This is a genomic window from Cupriavidus sp. H18C1, assembly GCF_049311595.1.
Lineage (GTDB): Bacteria > Pseudomonadota > Gammaproteobacteria > Burkholderiales > Burkholderiaceae > Cupriavidus > Cupriavidus cauae.
On record NZ_CP186008.1, the window covers coordinates 1,257,666 to 1,276,576 of the forward strand.

Annotated in this window: 8 protein-coding genes and 4 pseudogenes; 5 read left to right on the forward strand and 7 right to left on the reverse strand. The window is 68.4% G+C overall.

Features of this window, described 5'->3' with window-relative positions; translation table 11 throughout:
* Positions 1–136: 136 nt before the first annotated feature.
* Positions 137–1,616: pseudogene (locus tag OJJOAM_RS06010) on the forward strand (cryptochrome/photolyase family protein); the annotation flags it as partial.
* A 171-nt stretch (positions 1,617–1,787) separates the two neighbouring features.
* Here OJJOAM_RS06010 and OJJOAM_RS06015 read toward each other — a convergent pair.
* From OJJOAM_RS06015 to hemC, 3 genes are read right to left on the reverse strand one after another with little or no spacing between them, the layout of a single operon-like run.
* Positions 1,788–2,978, reverse strand: coding sequence for a heme biosynthesis protein HemY (locus OJJOAM_RS06015; protein ID WP_149317736.1), 1,191 nt, complete (start codon positions 2,976–2,978; stop codon positions 1,788–1,790).
* 3 nt (positions 2,979–2,981) lie between these two features.
* Positions 2,982–5,282 carry a fused uroporphyrinogen-III synthase HemD/membrane protein HemX gene (gene hemDX / locus OJJOAM_RS06020; RefSeq protein ID WP_422649207.1) on the reverse strand — a complete coding sequence of 767 codons (2,301 nt, stop codon included), beginning with the start codon at positions 5,280–5,282 and terminating at the stop codon, positions 2,982–2,984.
* A 9-nt stretch (positions 5,283–5,291) separates the two neighbouring features.
* On the reverse strand, positions 5,292–6,314 hold the full coding sequence (hemC, locus tag OJJOAM_RS06025) for a hydroxymethylbilane synthase (protein ID WP_422649208.1): 1,023 nt from the start codon (positions 6,312–6,314) through the stop codon (positions 5,292–5,294).
* A 162-nt stretch (positions 6,315–6,476) separates the two neighbouring features.
* Here hemC and ppc point away from each other — a divergent pair, with 162 nt between their 5' ends.
* The 4 genes from ppc (at position 6,477) to OJJOAM_RS06045 (ending at position 14,029) form a co-directional block, all read left to right on the forward strand.
* The gene (gene ppc, locus OJJOAM_RS06030) at positions 6,477–9,578 is read left to right on the forward strand and encodes a phosphoenolpyruvate carboxylase (RefSeq protein WP_422649209.1); all 3,102 of its coding nucleotides are present in this window, start codon (positions 6,477–6,479) and stop codon (positions 9,576–9,578) included.
* Positions 9,579–9,927: 349 nt separating this feature from the next.
* Entirely contained in the window at positions 9,928–11,337 is a 1,410-nt protein-coding gene (argH, locus tag OJJOAM_RS06035; protein WP_422649210.1) for an argininosuccinate lyase, read from the forward strand.
* A gap of 346 nt (positions 11,338–11,683) precedes the next feature.
* Positions 11,684–12,283 carry a TRAP transporter small permease subunit gene (locus OJJOAM_RS06040; RefSeq protein WP_422649211.1) on the forward strand — a complete coding sequence of 200 codons (600 nt, stop codon included), beginning with the start codon at positions 11,684–11,686 and terminating at the stop codon, positions 12,281–12,283.
* Positions 12,284–12,295: 12 nt separating this feature from the next.
* Positions 12,296–14,029, forward strand: a complete 1,734-nt coding sequence (locus OJJOAM_RS06045; RefSeq protein ID WP_422649212.1) for a TRAP transporter large permease — start codon at positions 12,296–12,298, stop codon at positions 14,027–14,029.
* Positions 14,030–14,154: 125 nt separating this feature from the next.
* Here OJJOAM_RS06045 and OJJOAM_RS06050 read toward each other — a convergent pair.
* The 4 genes and pseudogenes from OJJOAM_RS06050 to OJJOAM_RS06065 all read right to left on the reverse strand — a co-directional run bounded on the left by OJJOAM_RS06050 (position 14,155) and on the right by OJJOAM_RS06065 (position 18,899).
* Positions 14,155–16,427 (reverse strand): annotated as a pseudogene (locus tag OJJOAM_RS06050) (Orn/Lys/Arg decarboxylase N-terminal domain-containing protein).
* Between the two features lie 176 nt (positions 16,428–16,603).
* Entirely contained in the window at positions 16,604–17,170 is a 567-nt protein-coding gene (gene dcd, locus OJJOAM_RS06055; protein ID WP_053821151.1) for a dCTP deaminase, read from the reverse strand.
* A gap of 198 nt (positions 17,171–17,368) precedes the next feature.
* A pseudogene (locus OJJOAM_RS06060) lies at positions 17,369–18,200 on the reverse strand (formate dehydrogenase accessory sulfurtransferase FdhD).
* Between the two features lie 104 nt (positions 18,201–18,304).
* Positions 18,305–18,899: pseudogene (locus OJJOAM_RS06065) on the reverse strand (superoxide dismutase family protein).
* Between the last annotated feature and the right edge of the window lie 12 nt (positions 18,900–18,911).

The following is an 18,911-nucleotide window of genomic DNA, read 5'->3' on the forward strand; positions in this document are numbered from 1 at the left end:
GGAATGGCGCAGGGGGCCATGCTACGGTAAACGGTTGCGCGGCCGGCGGCGCGGCGCGGCGCTCAAGGAGAATCGAGTTTGAACCCATCCCCCCCATCGCGAACCGTACCGCGTCGGCCGTTCGTTCGACCGCGCGCTGGTCTGGTTTCGCCGCGACCTGCGCGTGGACGACCACGCGGCGCTGCATTATGCCCTCAAGCATGCCCGCCAGGTATGGTGCGCGTTCGTATTCGATCGGGAGATCCTCGACCCATTGTTGGCGCGCAGCTTGGCGCGCGGCCTGACCAACGATCGCCGCGTGGCCTTCATCCTCGCGTCGCTGGCCCCGCTGGACAAGGCCTTGCGCGAGGCCGGCGGCGGCCTGATCGTGCTGCACGCCGCGGCCCGCACGGCGATCCCCGAGCTCGCCCGCGAACTCGACGTGCAGGCGGTCTTCGCCAACCACGACTACGAGCCCGCGGCCATCGAGCGCGACCGCGCCGTGGCTGATGCGCTGGCCGCCGACGCGCGCCTGTATTTCAGCTTCAAGGACCAGGTCGTGTTCGAGCGCGACGAGATCCTGAACGGCCAGGGCAAGCCCTTCTCGGTCTTCACGCCGTACAAGAACGCATGGCTGAAGGCGTTGCAGCCCTTCGATCTGCGGCCCTACCCGGTCGCGCCCTATCTGCCCGCGCTGGCGCCGCTGCCGCCGGGGCACGACCGGCCGCTGCCGACACTGGAAGCGCTCGGCTTCGCCCCGGCCGAGCCGGGGGCAGTGCCGCTCGCTCCGGGCAGTCCGGGCGCGCACGCGCTGTTCGATGCCTTCCTCGACCGGCTGGGCGACTATGCGCGCCGGCGCGATTTCCCCCGCGGTGCGCGGGCCCAGCTATCTGTCGGTGCATCTGCGCTTCGGCACCATCTCGATCCGTACGCTGGCGCGCGCCGCGCATGCGGCGATGCTGCGGGGCGGGGCGGACGCCAACGGCGCGGCGACGTGGCTGTCGGAACTGATCTGGCGCGATTTCTATTTCATGGTGCTGCACCATCGCCCGGACCTGGCCGATGGCCGCTCGTACCACGCGGCCTATGACGCGATCCGCTGGCGCACGGGCCCCGTGGCGGAGCAGTACTTCGCCGCGTGGTGCGAGGCGCGGACCGGCTATCCGCTGATCGATGCGGCGATGCTCCAGCTGCGCCAGAGCGGCTATATGCACAACCGCCTGCGCATGGTCAGCGCCAGCTTTCTGGTCAAGGACCTGGGCATCGACTGGCGCCGCGGCGAAGCGGTATTCGCCGACCTGCTGAACGATTACGACTTCGCGGCCAACAACGGCGGCTGGCAATGGGCCGCATCGACGGGATGCGATGCGCAGCCGTGGTTCCGGATCTTCAATCCCGTCACGCAGTCGCGCAAGTTCGATCCCGAGGGCCGCTTCATCCGGCGTTACCTGCCGCAGCTCGCGGGCCTGCCGGACAAGTATCTGCACGCGCCGTGGACTGCGCCGGAAGCGGTGCTGGCGGCGGCCGGAATCTCGTTGGGGAAGGATTATCCGCGCCCGATCGTGCAGCACGACGTGGCGCGGCAGGAGACACTGGAGCGGTATGCGGTGGTGAAAGTCGGCGCAGGGGCAGGAGCGGGGGACGCGATCGGCATAGCGGGCGCCTTGCCTTCTCCCCCGGCCCCCGGCCTTCCCCGCGCGCGGGAGAGGTTCCTGCGCGGAAAAGGGGAGAAAACCGCGGCCGCCCCGGGATTCGTTTGACACGACCAGCGGTGTTACGCCACCAGCCGTGTTACGCGGCCAGCAGTGCTACGCCGCCAGCAGCGCGCTCTCCCGATAATGCCGTTGCGCGTCCTCCGGACGTTCGGTCTGCTCGAACAGCCGGGCCAGCGCCAGATGCGCGCGCACGCGCAGGCGGCGCTGTTCTTCGCTGGTGGCGTACTTCAGCGCGCGCTCGAAGTTGGACTGCGCCTTGCCCCACAGCTGTTCGCCCAGGCAAAGCACCCCCAGCGTGAAATGCAGCTCGGCATCGTTCGGATGCTGGGCCAGCCATTTCTCGGCCTGCTGGATCTGCGGCAGCGCCTGGCCGGGCTCGGCGCAGTCGGCGTAGCGCAGCACCAGCCGACTGTCCCAATTGACCTTCAGCGCGTCCTCGACGATCCGGCGCGCTTCCTGCTGGCGGCCCAGCGCCGAGAAATAGCGCGCGGCCGGCTCGGCGATACGCGCGGCGCGGCGCTCGTCGTTCGACAGCGAACGCCAGAAGTCCTGCAACGCGTCGGCGTCGTGGCGGCGCTCCTCCAGCATGGCCTCGCAGGCCAGTTGCTTCAGGCGCAGCGCCAGGACCGGATGCAGCGCGTTGCGCTTCTCCAGCGAGCGCGCGAGCCGCAGCACCTCGCTCCAGTTCTTCAGATGCTGGTGCGCACGCAGCGCGATCCGTTGCACATGGATCTGCCGCCCGCCCTGCGCCTGCAGCTGCGCGATGGTTTCCAGCGCGCCATCGGCATCGCGGGCGTCGACCAGCATCTCGGCCAGCGACACCAGCCGGGCCTGTTCGCGCTCGGGCGCCGTGACCTGGGCCAGCCAGCCGTCGCGCCGATCGGCCTCCTGCATCTGGTGCGCGGCACGGGCGCCGATCAGCGCCGCGGTCTGGGCCTGCTCGGGCCAGACCTGGGCCTCGCGCGCGGTGCGCTCGGCGCGGGCGAAGCGGCCGGCAAACAGGTTCTCGATCGCTTCGCGCAGCGCGGCCTGCGCCTTCAGCATGCGATTGCGCTCGCGATAAGCGGCGGCGCGCCGGGGCATCTCGGACAGATGCCGGATCGCCGACAGCACGGTCCAGGCAATGAAGAACAGCAGCAACAGCAGCGCCAGCGCCAGATTCAGCGACAGCTCGACCCGATACGGCGGGTAGAACAGCACCACATTGCTTTGATTGAACTGCGTGAACAGCGCCAGCCCGACGGCGCCGCCAAACAGGATCGCCACCCAGAATAGAAGTCGCATGCGCTACTCCTTCTTCAGGGAACGCAGCGCGCCGAGGCTGTCGGACATCGTCGGCAGCTGCACGGCCACCGCGCCGGCCTGCGCCTGCTTCAGCAGGGTCTGCACGGCCTGCACGCGGCGGCTCTTCGTATCGAAATAGCGTTCGATCATGCCGTGGGCCGCGGCCAGATCGTTGCGGAACACCTGCTCGTTGCGCGACAGCAGCGCCAGCCGCGCGTTCAGCAACCGCAGCTTGACGTTCTCGCGCAGGAACCAGCCCTGGTCGCCGGTCAGCAGCAGCGCCTCGGTATCGTCGACGCGGCGCACGCGGATCACGCGCATCAGCTCGTCGCGCACGGTCGCCCAGACGCCGGCGAACCACTGCGTCACGCGATTGCCGGTGCCGTCGCCCGTCCCCGCAGCAGCGGCCGACGCCGCGCCGGGCTGCGACGCGGCCGCCGTGCCGCGCGGCGTGCCTTCGCTGCGTTCGAGCATCCGTTCGCTCGACAGCAACGGCAAGGCGTCGATCTGGTTGATGGCTTCGTCGAGCTTGATCGCGGCGCCAGTCAGATCGGTGTCGGGCATCGCCTTGAGCCGGCCGATGTCGCGCGCGATCGCACGGCGCAGCTGGTTGTATTCGGGCTTGTCGGAGCGGGCCAGGCGAACGTCGGCGCTCTGCAGCGCCGACAGCGCGACCTGCACGTTGCCGGTCAGCTGCAGCTGCTGGCCGGCGTTGGTCAGCAGCTGCTGGATCTCGGCGATCTCCCAGTCGTCGCGGTTGCGCATCAGGTCCTGGTAGACCTGCTCGAGCGTGGCCTGCTTGTCGCGGGTCTCGCCGACCTGGGCTTCCAGCGCGCCGACCTTGGCCTGCATTTCCTTGACGGTGGTCTGCGCCTCTCGGGTCAGCACGCGCGACTCCTGCACCAGCGCGTCGTTGTTCTGCTGGCGGCGCGCCAGTTCCTCGGTCAGCCGGTCGACCCGTTGCTGCAGCCACCAGAACGCGCCGCCGGCGACCAGCACGAAGATCGCCAGCAGCAGCCAGGCCAGGGCGCCGCGGCCGCGGGATGCGGGCCGCTCGCCGGGCGAGGCGCTGGAAGGCGCCGCGCCTGGCGGCATGCCGGCAGGTGGAGGAGAGGAGGAAGCGGTGGAGGTTTGCTGTTGCGTCACGCGATCGACCTTCGTTGACGTGGATTGCGGTGATTCGGTGGGCGGGGTTGGGGGCGGCGCGGCGGGCGGGCTCGCCGGTGCAGCCGATGCGGCCAGCGATGGCGCCTGCCGTTGCGCTGCGGGTCCCGGCGCCGGAGCCGGCGCAGTCGAAGCGGCCGCGGGGACGGGCGCGGCAGTCGGGCCAGGCTCCGACTGGGAGACCGATGGCGACATCGATGGCGGCACAGGTTGCGACGCCGGTTGCGACACCGATTGCGACGCCAATTCCGACGCCGGCTGTGAAGCCGATTGCGCCGTCGCCTGCAATTGACTCCGATACGGCTCCGCCCAACGCAGGCAGGCCGCCTGCAGGCCCTCGTCCCCCGGCGCGGCCAGCAGCACGCGCGTGAAGCCCAGTGCCGCCGCCTGCTCGGCAATTCTCGCATGCGGGGCAATGCACTGCACCTCGCGCAGCGCGGCGTCTTCCTGCGGCGACAGGTTGTCGCGCGCCAGCTGGTCGAGGTTGCGCACGGCTTCGGAACTGGTCAGCAGCCACGCCTGTGGCGCCGCGCCCGGCTTCAGGCCGTCGCGCACGGCCTGCCATTGCATCGAGCCCGGCACGGGCATCGTGCGTCGATAGGCCTCGACCGCCAGCACGATGGCACCGGCCTCGCGCAGCTTGTCGCCGAGCCAGTCGCGGCCGCCGTTGCCGCGGACGATCAGCACCTCGCGGCCGGCCAGCGACGGCACGTCGAGCTGGGCCCACAGCGCCTCGGAGTCGAAACGGGTCTCGGCGGGATCGATATCCGGGGCGCTGCCATTGGCCCCCGCCGGCGAGATCACGCGATGGCGCGGCGCGGCGATGCCGCGCTCGGCAAGCGCCGCCACGCTGGCGGGCCCGACCACCGCGACCGGCACCGATTCGGGCCAGAGCGCGGCGCCTCCCTGTGCCAGCGCGAGCGCATCGAGCGCATAGGCGATCGCGTTGGGGCTGACGAACACGACCAGCGCGAACGCCGGCAGCCGCGCCAGCGCCGCGCGCAGCGGGCCGTCATCGGCCGCGGGCCCGATCGCCAGCAGCGGAAAGCTCAGTACGTCCAGACCCGCGGCCTGCAGCGCCTCGGTCAGTTGCCGGGACTGCCCGGCGGGTCGTGTGACAACGACGGTCGGGCGGGGCATCGCTTCCCCTCAGTGGCCGCCGGGGCCCGGGGCGCCACCGTTCTGCAGCGCGACGGCCAGCAGCGCGTCGGCGCCCTGGGCCAGCAGCGCGTCGGCGACGGCGTTGCCCAGCGCTTCGGCGTCGGCGGCGCTGCCGACCTCGGCCGCGCGCTGCGCATGCACGCTGCGGGAGCCATCGGGCGTGGCGACGAAGGCGTCCAGTTGCAGGCGGCCGCCATCCCGGCTGCCATCTCCGCTGCCATCCCAATAGGCATGGGCGGCCAGCGGAACCTGGCAGGAGCCGCCGAGCCGGCGCGATACCGCGCGTTCGGCGCCGACCGCCAGCGCGGTGGGAACATGGTTGAGCGGTGCCAGCCAGGCGGCGAGCTCGGGCCGATCCGAGCGGATCTCGATGCCGAGCGCGCCCTGCCCGGCCGCCGGCAGCGACGTCGCCGGGTCCAGCAGCGCGCGGATGCGGTCGGCCAGGCCCAGACGCTTCAGACCGGCCGCGGCGAGAATGATCGCGCCGTAGTCGCCGCGATCGAGCTTGGCCAGCCGGGTATCCAGATTGCCGCGCAGCGGCTGCACCACCAGATGCGGATAGCGGCTGCGCAGCGCGGCCTCGCGGCGCAGGCTGGAGGTGCCGACCACGGTGCCGGGCGGCATCTCGTCGAGCGAGGCGAAGCGCGTCGACACCAGCGCATCGCGCGGGTCCTCACGCTCCATCACGGCGGCCAGCGCGAAACCCTCGGGCAGCTCCATGGGCACGTCCTTCAGCGAATGCACCGCCAGGTCGGCCCGGCCCTCGGCCATCGCCACTTCCAGCTCCTTGACGAACAGGCCCTTGCCGCCGACCTTGGAGAGGCTTCGGTCCAGGATCTGGTCGCCCCGGGTAGTCATACCCAGAATGGACACATCGCACGCGGGATAGTATTGTTGCAACGCAGCACGCACATGTTCGGCCTGCCACATGGCCAGTCGGCTTTCGCGTGACGCGATCACGAGCCTGCCCGGCGCGGCGGATGAGGATGCGGAAGGGACGGAAGCTTGCATGCCGCGAATGGTAGCACGCACCCCCTGCCGCTCCGGCCGCCGCCCCGGACGCTGGCGGCGTGGCGCCCGAAGGCCGCAGAGCCGGGGCAACAGCGGGTCCGGACGACGATCGGAACGATCGGAAACACCAGCCACATCAGAACCAAACGCAGAGGAGATTGCATGACGCAGCCAGCTGCGCGCCCGGCCGGCCGCCGGATCCGCGCTGTCCGAGGCCGATCGGAAACCGCCGGGAGCGAGCCGAACCAGCCGACCGGGCCGGGAACGCCCGCCGTTTCGCCCGAGAACGCCGGTCCCCGCGAGAACGCCGATCACGAGGCATCGGCCCAACCGGTGCCCTCCACCGCGCCCACCACCGCCCGTTCCGCCCCTTCCGCTCGAACCGCCCGCCGCGCCGCCGCAAAACCGGCCTCCCACCTCGAAGTGGTGCCGGCCGCACCGGCACGCAAGGCGGCCAGCGACAAGGACCTGCCGCTGCGCGAAGACATCCGCTTCCTGGGCCGCCTGCTCGGCGACGTGCTGCGCGAGCAGGAAGGCGAGGCGGCCTTCCAGATCGTCGAGACGATCCGCCAGACCGCGGTGCGCTTTCGCCGCGAGAACGACCGCGCCGCCGCGGCCGAACTCGACCGCCTGCTCAAGCGGCTGTCGCGCGACCAGACCAACCAGGTCGTGCGCGCCTTCAGCTACTTCTCGCATCTGGCCAATATCGCCGAGGATCAGCACCACAACCGCCGCCGGCGCGTCCATGCGCTGGCCGGCTCGCCGCCGCAGCCGGGCAGCATGGCCCGCGCGCTGCAGGCGATCGACGCCGCCGGGGTCACCGGCAAGCAGCTGCGCAAGTTCTTCGACGAGGCGCTGATCGTGCCGGTGCTGACCGCGCACCCGACCGAGGTCCAGCGCAAGAGCATCCTGGACGCCGAGCGCGAGATCGCCCGCCTGCTGGCCGAGCGCGACCTGCCGATGACGGCGCGCGAACTGGCGCACAACACCGCCCAGCTGCGCGCCAAGGTCACCACGCTGTGGCAGACCCGGATGCTGCGCAATACCCGGCTGATGGTGGTCGACGAGATCGAGAACGCGCTGTCGTACTACCGCACCACTTTCCTGCGCGGCATTCCGCAGCTGATGACGGAGCTGGAGGAAGACATCGCCGCGGTCTACCCGGCCTCGCGCCGGGCCAAGGCCGAGCCCGGTCCGCTGCCGCCCTTCTTCCAGATGGGTTCGTGGATCGGCGGCGATCGCGACGGCAATCCCAACGTCACCGCCGACACGCTGGAGCACGCGGCCTGCCAGCAGGCGCTGCTGATCCTCGAGTGGTATCTGGACGAGGTCCACGCGCTGGGCGCCGAGCTGTCGATGTCGACGCTGATGGTCGAGGCCAGCCCCGCGCTGCTGGCGCTGGCCGAGGCGTCGCCCGACCGCTCCGAGCACCGCGCCGACGAGCCGTACCGGCGCGCGCTGATCGGCATCTATGCGCGGCTGGCCGCGACCTGCCATGCGCTGACCGGCCGCGCGGCGCCGCGCCATCCGGTCGCCGACGCCGAGCCCTACGCCAACGCGGAGGCCTTCGCCGCCGACATCGAAGTCGTCATCGACTCGCTGCGCGAGCACCACGGCGAGGCGCTGGCGCGTGCCCGCATCGATGCGCTGCACCGCGCGATCGGCGTGTTCGGCTTCCATCTGGCGTCGATCGACATGCGCCAGGTGTCCGACGTGCACGAGGCCGTGATCGCCGAGCTGTTCGCGGCCGCGGGCGTCGAGGCGGACTACGCCGCGCTGCCGGAGGAGCGCAAGCTCGAGCTGCTGCTGAACGAGCTGCGCCAGCCGCGGCTGCTGACGCTGCCCTGGCATACCTATTCGGAGCAAACCCGCAGCGAGCTGCGCGTGCTGACGACCGCCCGCGAGTTGCGGGCCCGCTACGGCGCCCGCGTGGCGCGCAACTACATCATCTCGCACACCGAGACGCTGTCGGACCTGGTCGAGGTCATGCTGCTGCAGAAGGAGACCGGCATGCTGCGCGGCACGCTGGGCAGCCGCAGCGATCCGGCGCGCATGGAGTTGATGGTGATTCCGCTGTTCGAGACCATCGAGGACTTGCGCAACGCCAGCGGCATCATGCAGGCGCTGCTCGACCTGCCCGGCTTCGCCGCCGTGCTGGCGAACCAGGGCGGCGAGCAGGAGGTGATGCTCGGCTATTCGGATTCGAACAAGGACGGCGGCTTCCTGACTTCGAACTGGGAGCTGTACAAGGCCGAACTGGCGCTGGTGCAGCTGTTCGCGCAGCGCAAGATCAAGCTGCGGCTGTTCCACGGCCGCGGCGGCACGGTCGGACGCGGCGGCGGCCCGACCTACCAGGCCATCCTGTCGCAACCGCCGGGCACGGTGAACGGCCAGATCCGGCTGACCGAGCAGGGCGAGATCATCAACAGCAAGTTCGCCAACGCCGAGATCGGCCGCCGCAACCTGGAGACCGTGATCGCCGCCACGCTGGAGGCGTCGCTGCTGCCGACGCAGAACGCGCCGAAGGACCTGGCCACGTTCGAGAGCATCATGCAGAGGCTGTCGGACCGCGCCTTCGTCGCCTACCGCGACCTGGTCTACGAGACGCCGGGCTTCAAGGACTATTTCTTCGCGACCACGCCGATCACCGAGATCGCCGATCTGAATCTCGGTTCGCGTCCGGCCTCCCGCAAGCTGATGGACAAGAAGAACCGCCGCATCGAGGATCTGCGGGCGATTCCCTGGGGCTTCTCGTGGGGCCAGTGCCGCCTGCTGCTTCCGGGCTGGTTCGGCTTCGGCAGCGCCGTGCGCGCGCTGCTCGACGAGGCCGGCGACGACAAGGCCCGCAAGGCGCTGGTGGCGACGCTGCGCCGCATGGTCAAGACCTGGCCGTTCTTCTCGACGCTGCTGTCGAATATGGACATGGTGCTCGCCAAGACCGACCTGGCGGTCGCCTCGCGCTACGCCCAGCTGTGCGACGACGCGGCGCTGCGCAAGGCCGTGTTCAACCGCATCAGCACCGAGTGGCACCTGACGGGCGAGATGTTGGGCCTGGTCACCGGCAAGCACGACCGGCTGGCGGACAACCCGCTGCTGGCCCGCTCGATCAAGAACCGCTTCGCCTACCTGGATCCGCTGAACCACCTGCAGGTGGAACTGCTCAAGCGCTACCGGGCCGGCAAGGACGGCGACGACGTGCGCGTCCGGCGCGGCATCCATCTGACCATCAACGGGATTGCGGCGGGGCTGCGCAATACGGGTTGAGGTGCGGGGGCTGGAGGGTAGCCCGCTGCCCTCCAGCGCTGCCGTCAAGCCACGTGACGCAGCGCGGATGAATTCAGCGGCCGCACCGCCAGGCACAATCCCATCGCCTCGCTGTGCGGTCTGCTTCGCATCGTCATCTCTGTCGCCGCGTCGTCACCTTGCCCAGACGCTGACTTCGTCGATAAGCGAAAATCCACGCGAATCGGCCCTGCGCATCGTGCCGACGGCAAGGCAACACGGCTTCGCCCGTCCCGGCCGCCCGGCAACGATATAATTGCCGCTTTTCCTATCCTCCTTTCCGTTGCCCGGCACGCCTCGGTGCGTGGGCACTGTCCAGTTCCCTACCGCCATGACCTCCCAACTTGCCAAGAAAGGCGAAGCCTGGTCCGCCCGCTTCTCCGAACCGATGTCCGACCTGGTGAAGCGCTACACCGCTTCGGTGTTCTTCGACAAGCGCCTCGCGCTGTTCGATATCCAGGGCTCGCTGGCGCATGCGGCGATGCTGGCCCGGCAGGGCATCATCAGCGACGCCGACCGCGCCGAGATCGAGCGCGGCATGGCGCAGATCCGCGGCGAGATCGAGGCCGGCGGCTTCGAGTGGAAGCTGGATCTGGAAGACGTTCACCTGAATATCGAGGCGCGCCTGACCGCGCTGGTCGGCGATGCCGGCAAGCGGCTGCACACCGGCCGCTCGCGCAACGACCAGGTGGCCACCGATATCCGCCTGTGGCTGCGCAGCGAGATCGACAACATCGTCGGCCTGCTGGGCGACCTGCGCCACGCGCTGCTCGATCTGGCCGAGCAGCACGCCGACACGATCCTGCCGGGCTTCACGCACCTGCAGGTCGCGCAGCCGGTGACCTTCGGCCACCATCTGCTGGCCTACGTCGAGATGTTCACCCGCGATGCCGAGCGCATGCAGGACGCCCGCAAGCGCGTCAACCGCCTGCCGCTGGGCGCGGCCGCGCTGGCCGGCACCAGCTACCCGATCGACCGTGAATTCGTCGCCCAGCAGCTGGGCTTCGACGGCGTCTGCCGCAATTCGCTGGACGCGGTGTCGGACCGGGACTTCGCCATCGAATTCTGCGCGGCCTCGGCGCTGGTGATGACCCACGTGTCGCGCTTCTCGGAAGAGCTGGTGCTGTGGATGAGCCCGCGCGTCGGCTTCATCGATATCGCCGACCGCTTCTGCACCGGCAGCTCGATCATGCCGCAGAAGAAGAACCCGGACGTGCCCGAGCTGGCGCGCGGCAAGACCGGCCGCGTCAACGGCCACCTGATCGGCCTGCTGACGCTGATGAAGGGCCAGCCGCTGGCGTACAACAAGGACAACCAGGAAGACAAGGAGCCGCTGTTCGACACGGTCGATACCGTGGTCGACACGCTGCGCATCTTCGCGGACATGGTGCCGGGCATCACGGTCAAGCCGGAGGCGATGCGCGCCGCCGCACTGCAGGGCTATGCGACCGCCACCGACCTGGCCGACTACCTGGTCAAGAAGGGCCTGCCCTTCCGTGACGCCCACGAGGCGGTCGCCCACGCCGTGCGCGCCTGCGATGCGCGCCAGTGCGATCTGGCCGACCTGACCGTGGCGGAGCTGCGCGAGGCCACTGGCCTCGCCGACAAGGCCGCCCTGATCGGCGACGATGTCCACGGCGTGCTGACCCTGGAAGGCTCGGTCGCTGCCCGCAACCACATCGGCGGCACCGCGCCGGACCAGGTCCGCGCCGCGATCGCGGCCGCGCGCAAGGCCGGCTGATCGATGACTTGGCTGATCGGCGGATCTGCCGATTCGCAGACCTGTTGATCCGCCGAGCTGATGATTTGCTGATTTGCTGATCCGCGGATCGGCTGCCGGTCCGCCGCGCACCACGGCGTCCCCGTTTCCCGCGGGGGACGCTCCCCACCTTGGTGGGGGAATCTCCCCTCTCCCGCCTCTCCCGCCTCTCCCGCCTCTCCCTCCACCCGCCCCCTTCCGGTGCGGACTACGCAGACAACCACGCAGACAAAGTGACGAATTGGGGATTAACCCTAGCGATTTGCCGTGGGGTTAAACCGTAAACTGACGCGCCACCCCGGTTTTTCCCCATCCCTAGGACGTTCACATGTCTCTCCTCATGAGGATCTCACGGCTTATCGACGCCGTGAACGATGTCATCGGGAGGTGGGCGAAATGGCTGATCCTGCTTGCCGTACTGGTCTGCGCGGGCAACGCCATCATTCGCTACACCTTCAGCATCAGCTCCAACGCCTGGCTCGAAATGCAGTGGTACATGTTCGCCGCCGTGTTCCTGCTCGGCGCGCCGTACGCCCTACGCAAGGACGAGCATGTCCGCATCGACGTGATCGCCGGACGCTTTTCCGAACGGACCCAGGTCTGGATCGACATCTTCGGCATCCTGCTGTTCCTGCTGCCGATCTCGCTGATCATCCTGTGGCTGTCCATCCCCTACTTCTGGCTGTCCTTCGTCGGCCATGAAATGTCCGGCAATGCCGGCGGCCTGATCCGCTGGCCGGCCAAGTTCCTGATCGTCGCGGGCTTCTTCCTGCTGATCCTGCAGGGCCTGTCCGAGCTGATCAAGCGCTTTGCCTACCTGAGGGGGGAGCTGCCGTTCCACGCCTTCCGCAAGCATGCGACCGACCCGGCCGAAGAGGTGGCGGCGATCGCGCAGGCAAACCGGTCCGGTCCGCCGGCAAACCCGTAAGCGAGGCGCGCGATGACGCAATTCCTGATCGACAACATGGCGCCGATCATGTTCGGCTCCCTGGTGGTCTTCCTGCTGTCGGGCTTTCCGATCGCCTTCGCCCTGGCCGCCAACGGCCTGCTGTTCGCCTTCATTGGCATCGAACTGGGCCTGCTGGCGCCCGAGCTGCTGCAGGCGCTGCCGAGCCGGCTGTTCGGCATCATCGAGAACGACACGCTGCTGGCGATTCCGTTCTTCACCTTCATGGGGCTGATACTGGAGCGGTCCGGCATGGCCGAGGATCTGCTCGATACCATCGGCCAGCTGTTCGGCCCGATTCGCGGTGGCCTGGCCTACGCGGTGATCTTCGTCGGCGCGCTGCTGGCGGCGACCACCGGCGTGGTGGCGGCCTCGGTGATCTCGATGGGGCTGATCTCGCTGCCCCTGATGCTCAAGTACAACTACGACAAGCGGCTGGCCACCGGCGTGATCGCCGCCTCGGGCACGCTGGCGCAGATCATCCCGCCGTCGCTGGTGCTGATCGTGCTGGCCGACCAGCTGGGCCGTTCGGTCGGCGACATGTACAAGGGCGCCTTCGTGCCCGGCCTGGTGCTGACCGGCCTGTACATGCTGTACGTGCTGCTGATGACGCTGATCAAGCCGGCCTCGGCACCGGCCCTGCCGCCCGAAGCGCGCGTGTTCCGCGAAGCCAGCGGCAAGAGCGGCTCGACCTCGGTGCTGGTGCTGACCGCGCTGGCCGTGGCGGTCGGCGTGGTGGTCGACCTGAACTACAACCCGGGCGGTCCGCTGGACGAGCGGCTGGTGGTGTCGATCGGCGCCGCGATCTCGTTCGCCTTCGTGCTGGCGGTGATCAACCGCGTGCTCAAGCTCAATCTGCTGTCGCAGATGGCCGAGAAGGTGACCTTCGTGCTGATCCCGCCGCTGGCGCTGATCTTCCTGGTGCTGGGCACGATCTTCATCGGCGTGGCCACGCCGACCGAAGGCGGCGGCATGGGCGCGCTGGGCGCCGTGATCCTGGCGATGATGAAAGGACGCCTGACCCTGGGCCTGACCCGGCAGGCGATGGATTCGACGCTGAAGCTGTCGGCGTTCGTGATCTTCATCCTGATCGGCGCGCGGGTGTTCTCGCTGACGTTCTACGGCGTCGACGGCCACCTGTGGGTCGAGCATCTGCTGACGGCGCTGCCCGGCGGCCAGACCGGCTTCCTGATCGCGGTCAACATCCTGTTCTTCCTGCTGGCCTTCTTCCTCGACTTCTTCGAGCTGGCCTTCATCCTGGTGCCGCTGGTCGGTCCGGTGGCGGACAAGCTGGGCATCGACCTGATCTGGTTCGGCGTGCTGCTGGCGGTCAACATGCAGACCTCGTTCATGCACCCGCCGTTCGGCTTCTCGCTGTTCTACCTGCGCTCGGTCGCGCCGCGCTCGGTCAAGACCTCGGACATCTACTGGGGCTCGGTGCCCTTCGTGGTGATCCAGCTGATCATGGTGGCGCTGATCATCATCTTCCCGGGCCTGGTCAGCACCGACAAGGCGAAGGCGCAGGACCGCAGCATCACGCGCAGCCTGGACATCGACCTGGGCAAGCCCTCGCAGCCGGCACCGGGCGGCCCCGCTCCTTCGGGCCCGTCGGAGGCGCCGGAAGCGCCGACGCTGCCGGGCGGCGCGCAGCTCGAGACGCCGGGCGCGCCGGCCCAATCGAACGACAGCGGGCCGGCGGCACCGGTGTTCGAGTTCGAGAAGAAGTAGTTCGAGAAGATGTAGTTCCAGCGGCGATCGATCGAGTCGACGTGGCTCGAACGACGGCACCAAGCAAAACGGCCGGCATCTACATGCCGGCCGTTTTGCTTTACCGCCTCGCCGCCGTCAAGCCGTCAATTCGTCTGCTTCACGCAATCGACGAAATACACGCGCTTGCCGTCGATCTCCTCGGCCACCAGACCGTGGATATCGGTCTCGAAGCCCGGGAACAGCTGGTTGAACTCGCGGGCGAACTTCAGGTACTGGACGATGGTCCGGTTGAAGCGCTCGCCCGGGATCAGCAGCGGAATGCCCGGCGGGTACGGTGTCAGCAGGATCGCGGTGACGCGGCCCTCCAGATCGTCGACCGGCACCCGCTCGATCTCGCGGTGCGCCATCATCGCCCAGGCGTCCGACGGCTTCATCGCCGGCTCCATGTCCGACAGGTACATCTCGGTGGTCACGCGCGCGACGTCGTTGGCCTTGTAGACGCTGTGGATCGCGTCGCACAGGTCGCGCAGGCCCATCCGCTCGTACTGCGGGAAGCGCGCGACGAACTCCGGCAGCACGCGCCACAGCGGCTGGTTCTGGTCGTAGTCGTCCTTGAACTGCTGCAGCTCGGTCACCAGCGAGTTCCAGCGGCCCTTGGTGATGCCGATGGTGAACATGATGAAGAACGAGTACAGCCCGGTCTTCTCGATGATGATGCCGTGCTCGGCCAGGTACTTGGTGACGATCGCGGCCGGGATGCCGCGCTCGCTGAACTCGCCGTCGACGTCCAGCCCCGGCGTGATGATGGTGGCCTTGATCGGGTCCAGCAGGTTGAAGCCGTCGGCCAGGTCGCCGAAGCCGTGCCAGCGGTCGTTGGCCTTCAGCATCCAGTCCTCGCGGTCGCCGATGCCGTCCTCGTTCAGGTCTTCCGGACCCCATACCTTGAACCACCAGTCGCCGTTGTTGCCGGCGTCGTAGTCGCCCTCGACCTTGCGCATCGCGCGGCGGAAGTCCAGCGCCTCCTGGATGCTCTCCTCGACCAGCGCGGTACCCCCCGGCGCTTCCATCATCGCCGCGGCCACATCGCACGAGGCGATGATCGAATACTGCGGGCTGGTCGACGTATGCATCAGGTACGCCTCGTTGAAGCGGTAGCGGTCCAGCTTGCGCGTCTCCGAGTCCTGCACGAGGATCTGCGAGGCCTGCGACAGGCCCGCCAGCAGCTTGTGGGTCGACTGCGTGGCGAACACCAGCGCGTCCTTGCTGCGCGGACGATCGCGCCCGATCGCGTGCATGTTGCGATAGAAATCGTGGAACGCCGCGTGCGGCAGCCAGGCCTCGTCGAAATGCAGCGTGTCGATCTCGGCCGCCAGCATCTCCTTGATCTGCTCGGCGTTGTACAGCACGCCGTCGTAGGTGCCCTGCGTGATCGTCAGGATGCGCGGCTTCTGGTTCTTTGCCTGGCTGGCGAACGGGTGCGCGGCGATCTTCTTGCGGATGGTTTCCGGGTCGAACTCGCTCTTCGGAATCGGACCGATGATGCCGTAGTGGTTGCGCGTCGGCATCAGGAACACCGGGATCGCGCCGGTCATCATGATCGCGTGCAGGATCGACTTGTGGCAGTTGCGGTCGACCACCACGATGTCGCCGGGCGCCACGTTGGCGTGCCACACCATCTTGTTCGACGTCGACGTGCCGTTGGTGACGAAGAACATGTGGTCGGAATTGAAGATCCGCGCGGCATTGCGCTCGGAAGCCGCCACCGGGCCGGTGTGGTCCAGCAGCTGGCCCAGCTCGTCGACCGCATTGCAGACGTCGGCGCGCAGCATGTTCTCGCCGAAGAACTGGTGGAACACCTGGCCGACCGGGCTCTTCAGGAAGGCCACGCCGCCCGAGTGGCCCGGGCAGTGCCACGAGTACGAACTGTCCTGCGCGTAGTCGATCAGCGCCTTGAAGAACGGCGGCGCCAGCGATTCGAGGTAGACCTTGGCTTCGCGGATGATATGCCGGGCCACGAACTCGGGGGGTGTCCTCGAACATGTGGATGAAGCCGTGCAGCTCCCGCAGGATGTCGTTCGGGATATGGCGCGAGGTACGGGTCTCGCCGTACAGGAAGATCGGCAGGTTGGCGTTGCGCCGGCGCACCTCGGTGACGAAGGCGCGCAGCTTCTCGATCGCCGCCGCTTCCGGCTCGTCGGTGCCGCTGGCGAACTCGTCGTCGTCGATCGACACGATGAAGGTCGAGGCGCGGCTGGACTGCTGCGCAAACGAGGTCAGGTCGCCATAGCTGGTCAGGCCCATCACCTCCATGCCCTCGGCCTCGATGGCCTGAGCCAGCGCACGGATGCCCGAGCCGGAGATGTTCTCGGAGCGGAAGTCTTCATCGATGATGATGACGGGGGAAGCGGAATTTCATCGGGCGTCCTCGCGGAAAGGAGAGAGAGGCAAAAGGACTTGAGCCACATGGCCGCGTTCAGGCGCGCGGCGGCATGTGGCTCGGAGATTCATGCGGAGCGGTCGGGCCGCTCCGTCGGTCGTCGGCAATCGGGGCGTGGTGCGTTCCCGGGGCCATTGGCCCGCATTGTAGGGCAATCAGGTTTTCGGCAGCGTGACACCGTGCTGGCCCTGGTATTTGCCGCCACGGTCGCGGTACGAGGTCTCGCAGACCTCGTCGCTCTCGAAGAACAGCACCTGGGCGCAGCCCTCGCCGGCATAGATCTTCGCGGGCAGCGGCGTGGTGTTCGAGAATTCCAGCGTCACGTAGCCTTCCCACTCGGGCTCGAACGGCGTCACGTTGACGATGATGCCGCAGCGCGCGTAGGTGCTCTTGCCCAGGCAGATCGTCAGCACGCTGCGCGGGATGCGGAAATACTCGACGGTGCGGGCCAGCGCGAACGAGTTCGGCGGGATGATGCAGACATCGCCCTTGAAGTCGACGAACGACTTCTCGTCGAAGTTCTTCGGGTCGACGATGGTGCTGTTGATGTTGGTGAAGATCTTGAATTCGTCGGCGCAGCGGATGTCGTAGCCGTAGCTGGAGGTGCCATAGGAGACGATCTTGCGGCCATCCATTTCCCTGACCTGGCCCGGCTCGAACGGCTCGATCATGCCATGCTGCTCCGCCATGCGGCGGATCCACTTGTCGGATTTGATGCTCATAAGGTAGCGGTAAAACGGGGGAAAGCGCCGCGAAGTGGAACGCCGCAACGGACGGCATGGCGCGCAATGGGCCGCATTGTACAACCAAAGCGCGGCCGGCCCGGCAAGGCAGGCCGGGGGTATCGGGGGGCAAGCCGGAAGGACGGCGGAAGGGTGAGCCGGTCGGAGAGCGAGAGGTTGACCGCGAAGAGATCGGCCTTATGCCACCGCGGCCTGCGGCTCGCTGTGGCGGAAGCGCTGGCGGCCCGTATAGAGCAGGAAATGCTTGCCGGTGCAGCGCGCGAACAGCGTCATGTTGACGCGCCTGGCCATCTGGTAGCCCATCTGCGTGACGCCCGAGCGCGACAGCAGGAAGGGAATGCCCATCTGCGCGCCCTTGATGACCATCTCCGAGGTCAGGCGGCCGGTGGTGTAGAACACCTTGTCGGCGCCGTCCATTCCCCTCCAGCCACATCCGTCCGGCGATCGCATCGACCGCGTTGTGGCGGCCCACGTCCTCGATGAACATCAGCAGCTCGCGGCCCTGGAACAGCGCGCAGCCGTGCACCGAGCCGGCCTGCTTGTAGACGGACTGCTGCAGCCGGATGGTGTCGATGATGCTGTACAGGGTCTGCTGGTCCAGCACCGCGTCGTCGGGCAGCCGGATCTGGTCGACCTCGTCGAGCAGCGAGCCGAACACCGTGCCCTGGCCGCAGCCGGTGGTGACGATCTTGCGCGCGGTGCGCTCCTCGATGCGGTCGACGCCACCGCGCGTGGTCACCGCGGCCGACTCGGTCTCCCAGTCGACCTGGATCGCGGCGATGTCCTCGATCGATTCGACCAGCCGCTGGTTGCGGAGATAGCCCAGCACCAGCGCCTCCGGGGCGCCGCCCAGCGTCATCAGCGTGACCAGCTCGCGCTTGTCCAGATAGACCGTCAGCGGCCGCTCGCCCGGCAGGAAGGCGGAGCGCACGCGGCCCTGCTCGTCGACCACCTCGACCTCCTCGATCAGCGGGACGGCGGCTTGGCTCAGTTCGGGACGCAGGGACATGGGTACGGGGGAAATCGAAAGCATCGAGGCGGGACCGGCGCCTTGGCGGGCCCGCCCGGTCAACCAAGGCGGGCCGCGGCGCCGGCCGCGCCGGTCTGGTCAGGTCAGGACTTGACCACCACGCCGCAGGCGATGCGGCCGCCCGAATTGCCGGTGGGCTGGGTCTTGTAGTCGTCGGGGTCCTTGTGCACGACCACCGCGCGGCCGACCACGCTGTTGGCGCCGGGCGCGACGGTCATGCTGGTCAGCTGGAAGCTCGCCCGCGCGCGGCCATTGGCGTCGGCGGTCAGGTTGGGCATGTCGCCGACATGGTGGTCCGGCGTATCGACGGAACCGTGCGGCTTCCCGGTCGGGTTGAAATGGCCGCCGGCGCTCATCGCATCGGGGGGCCGAGCAGTCGCCCTTCTCGTGGACGTGGAAGCCGTGCACCGAATTCGGCGGCAGGCCGGTCACGTCGGCGAGCACCATCACATGATCGCCATGCTGGGTGAAGGTCACGGTGCCCTGGGTATTGGTGCCGCTCTTGGCGGTCAGCGGGGCCACCGCGCGTTCCGCCGTGGCACCGCCGCCCATCTTGGGTCCCAGATGCTCCATCTGCGAACACGCTGCCAACGCAGCGCTTGCCACCAGACCGAAAAGAATACGCTTCATGCCGAACCTCCTGTCACGGTGATGTCGAGCATGCATTGTAGCGCTCATCCCGGCCCCTTC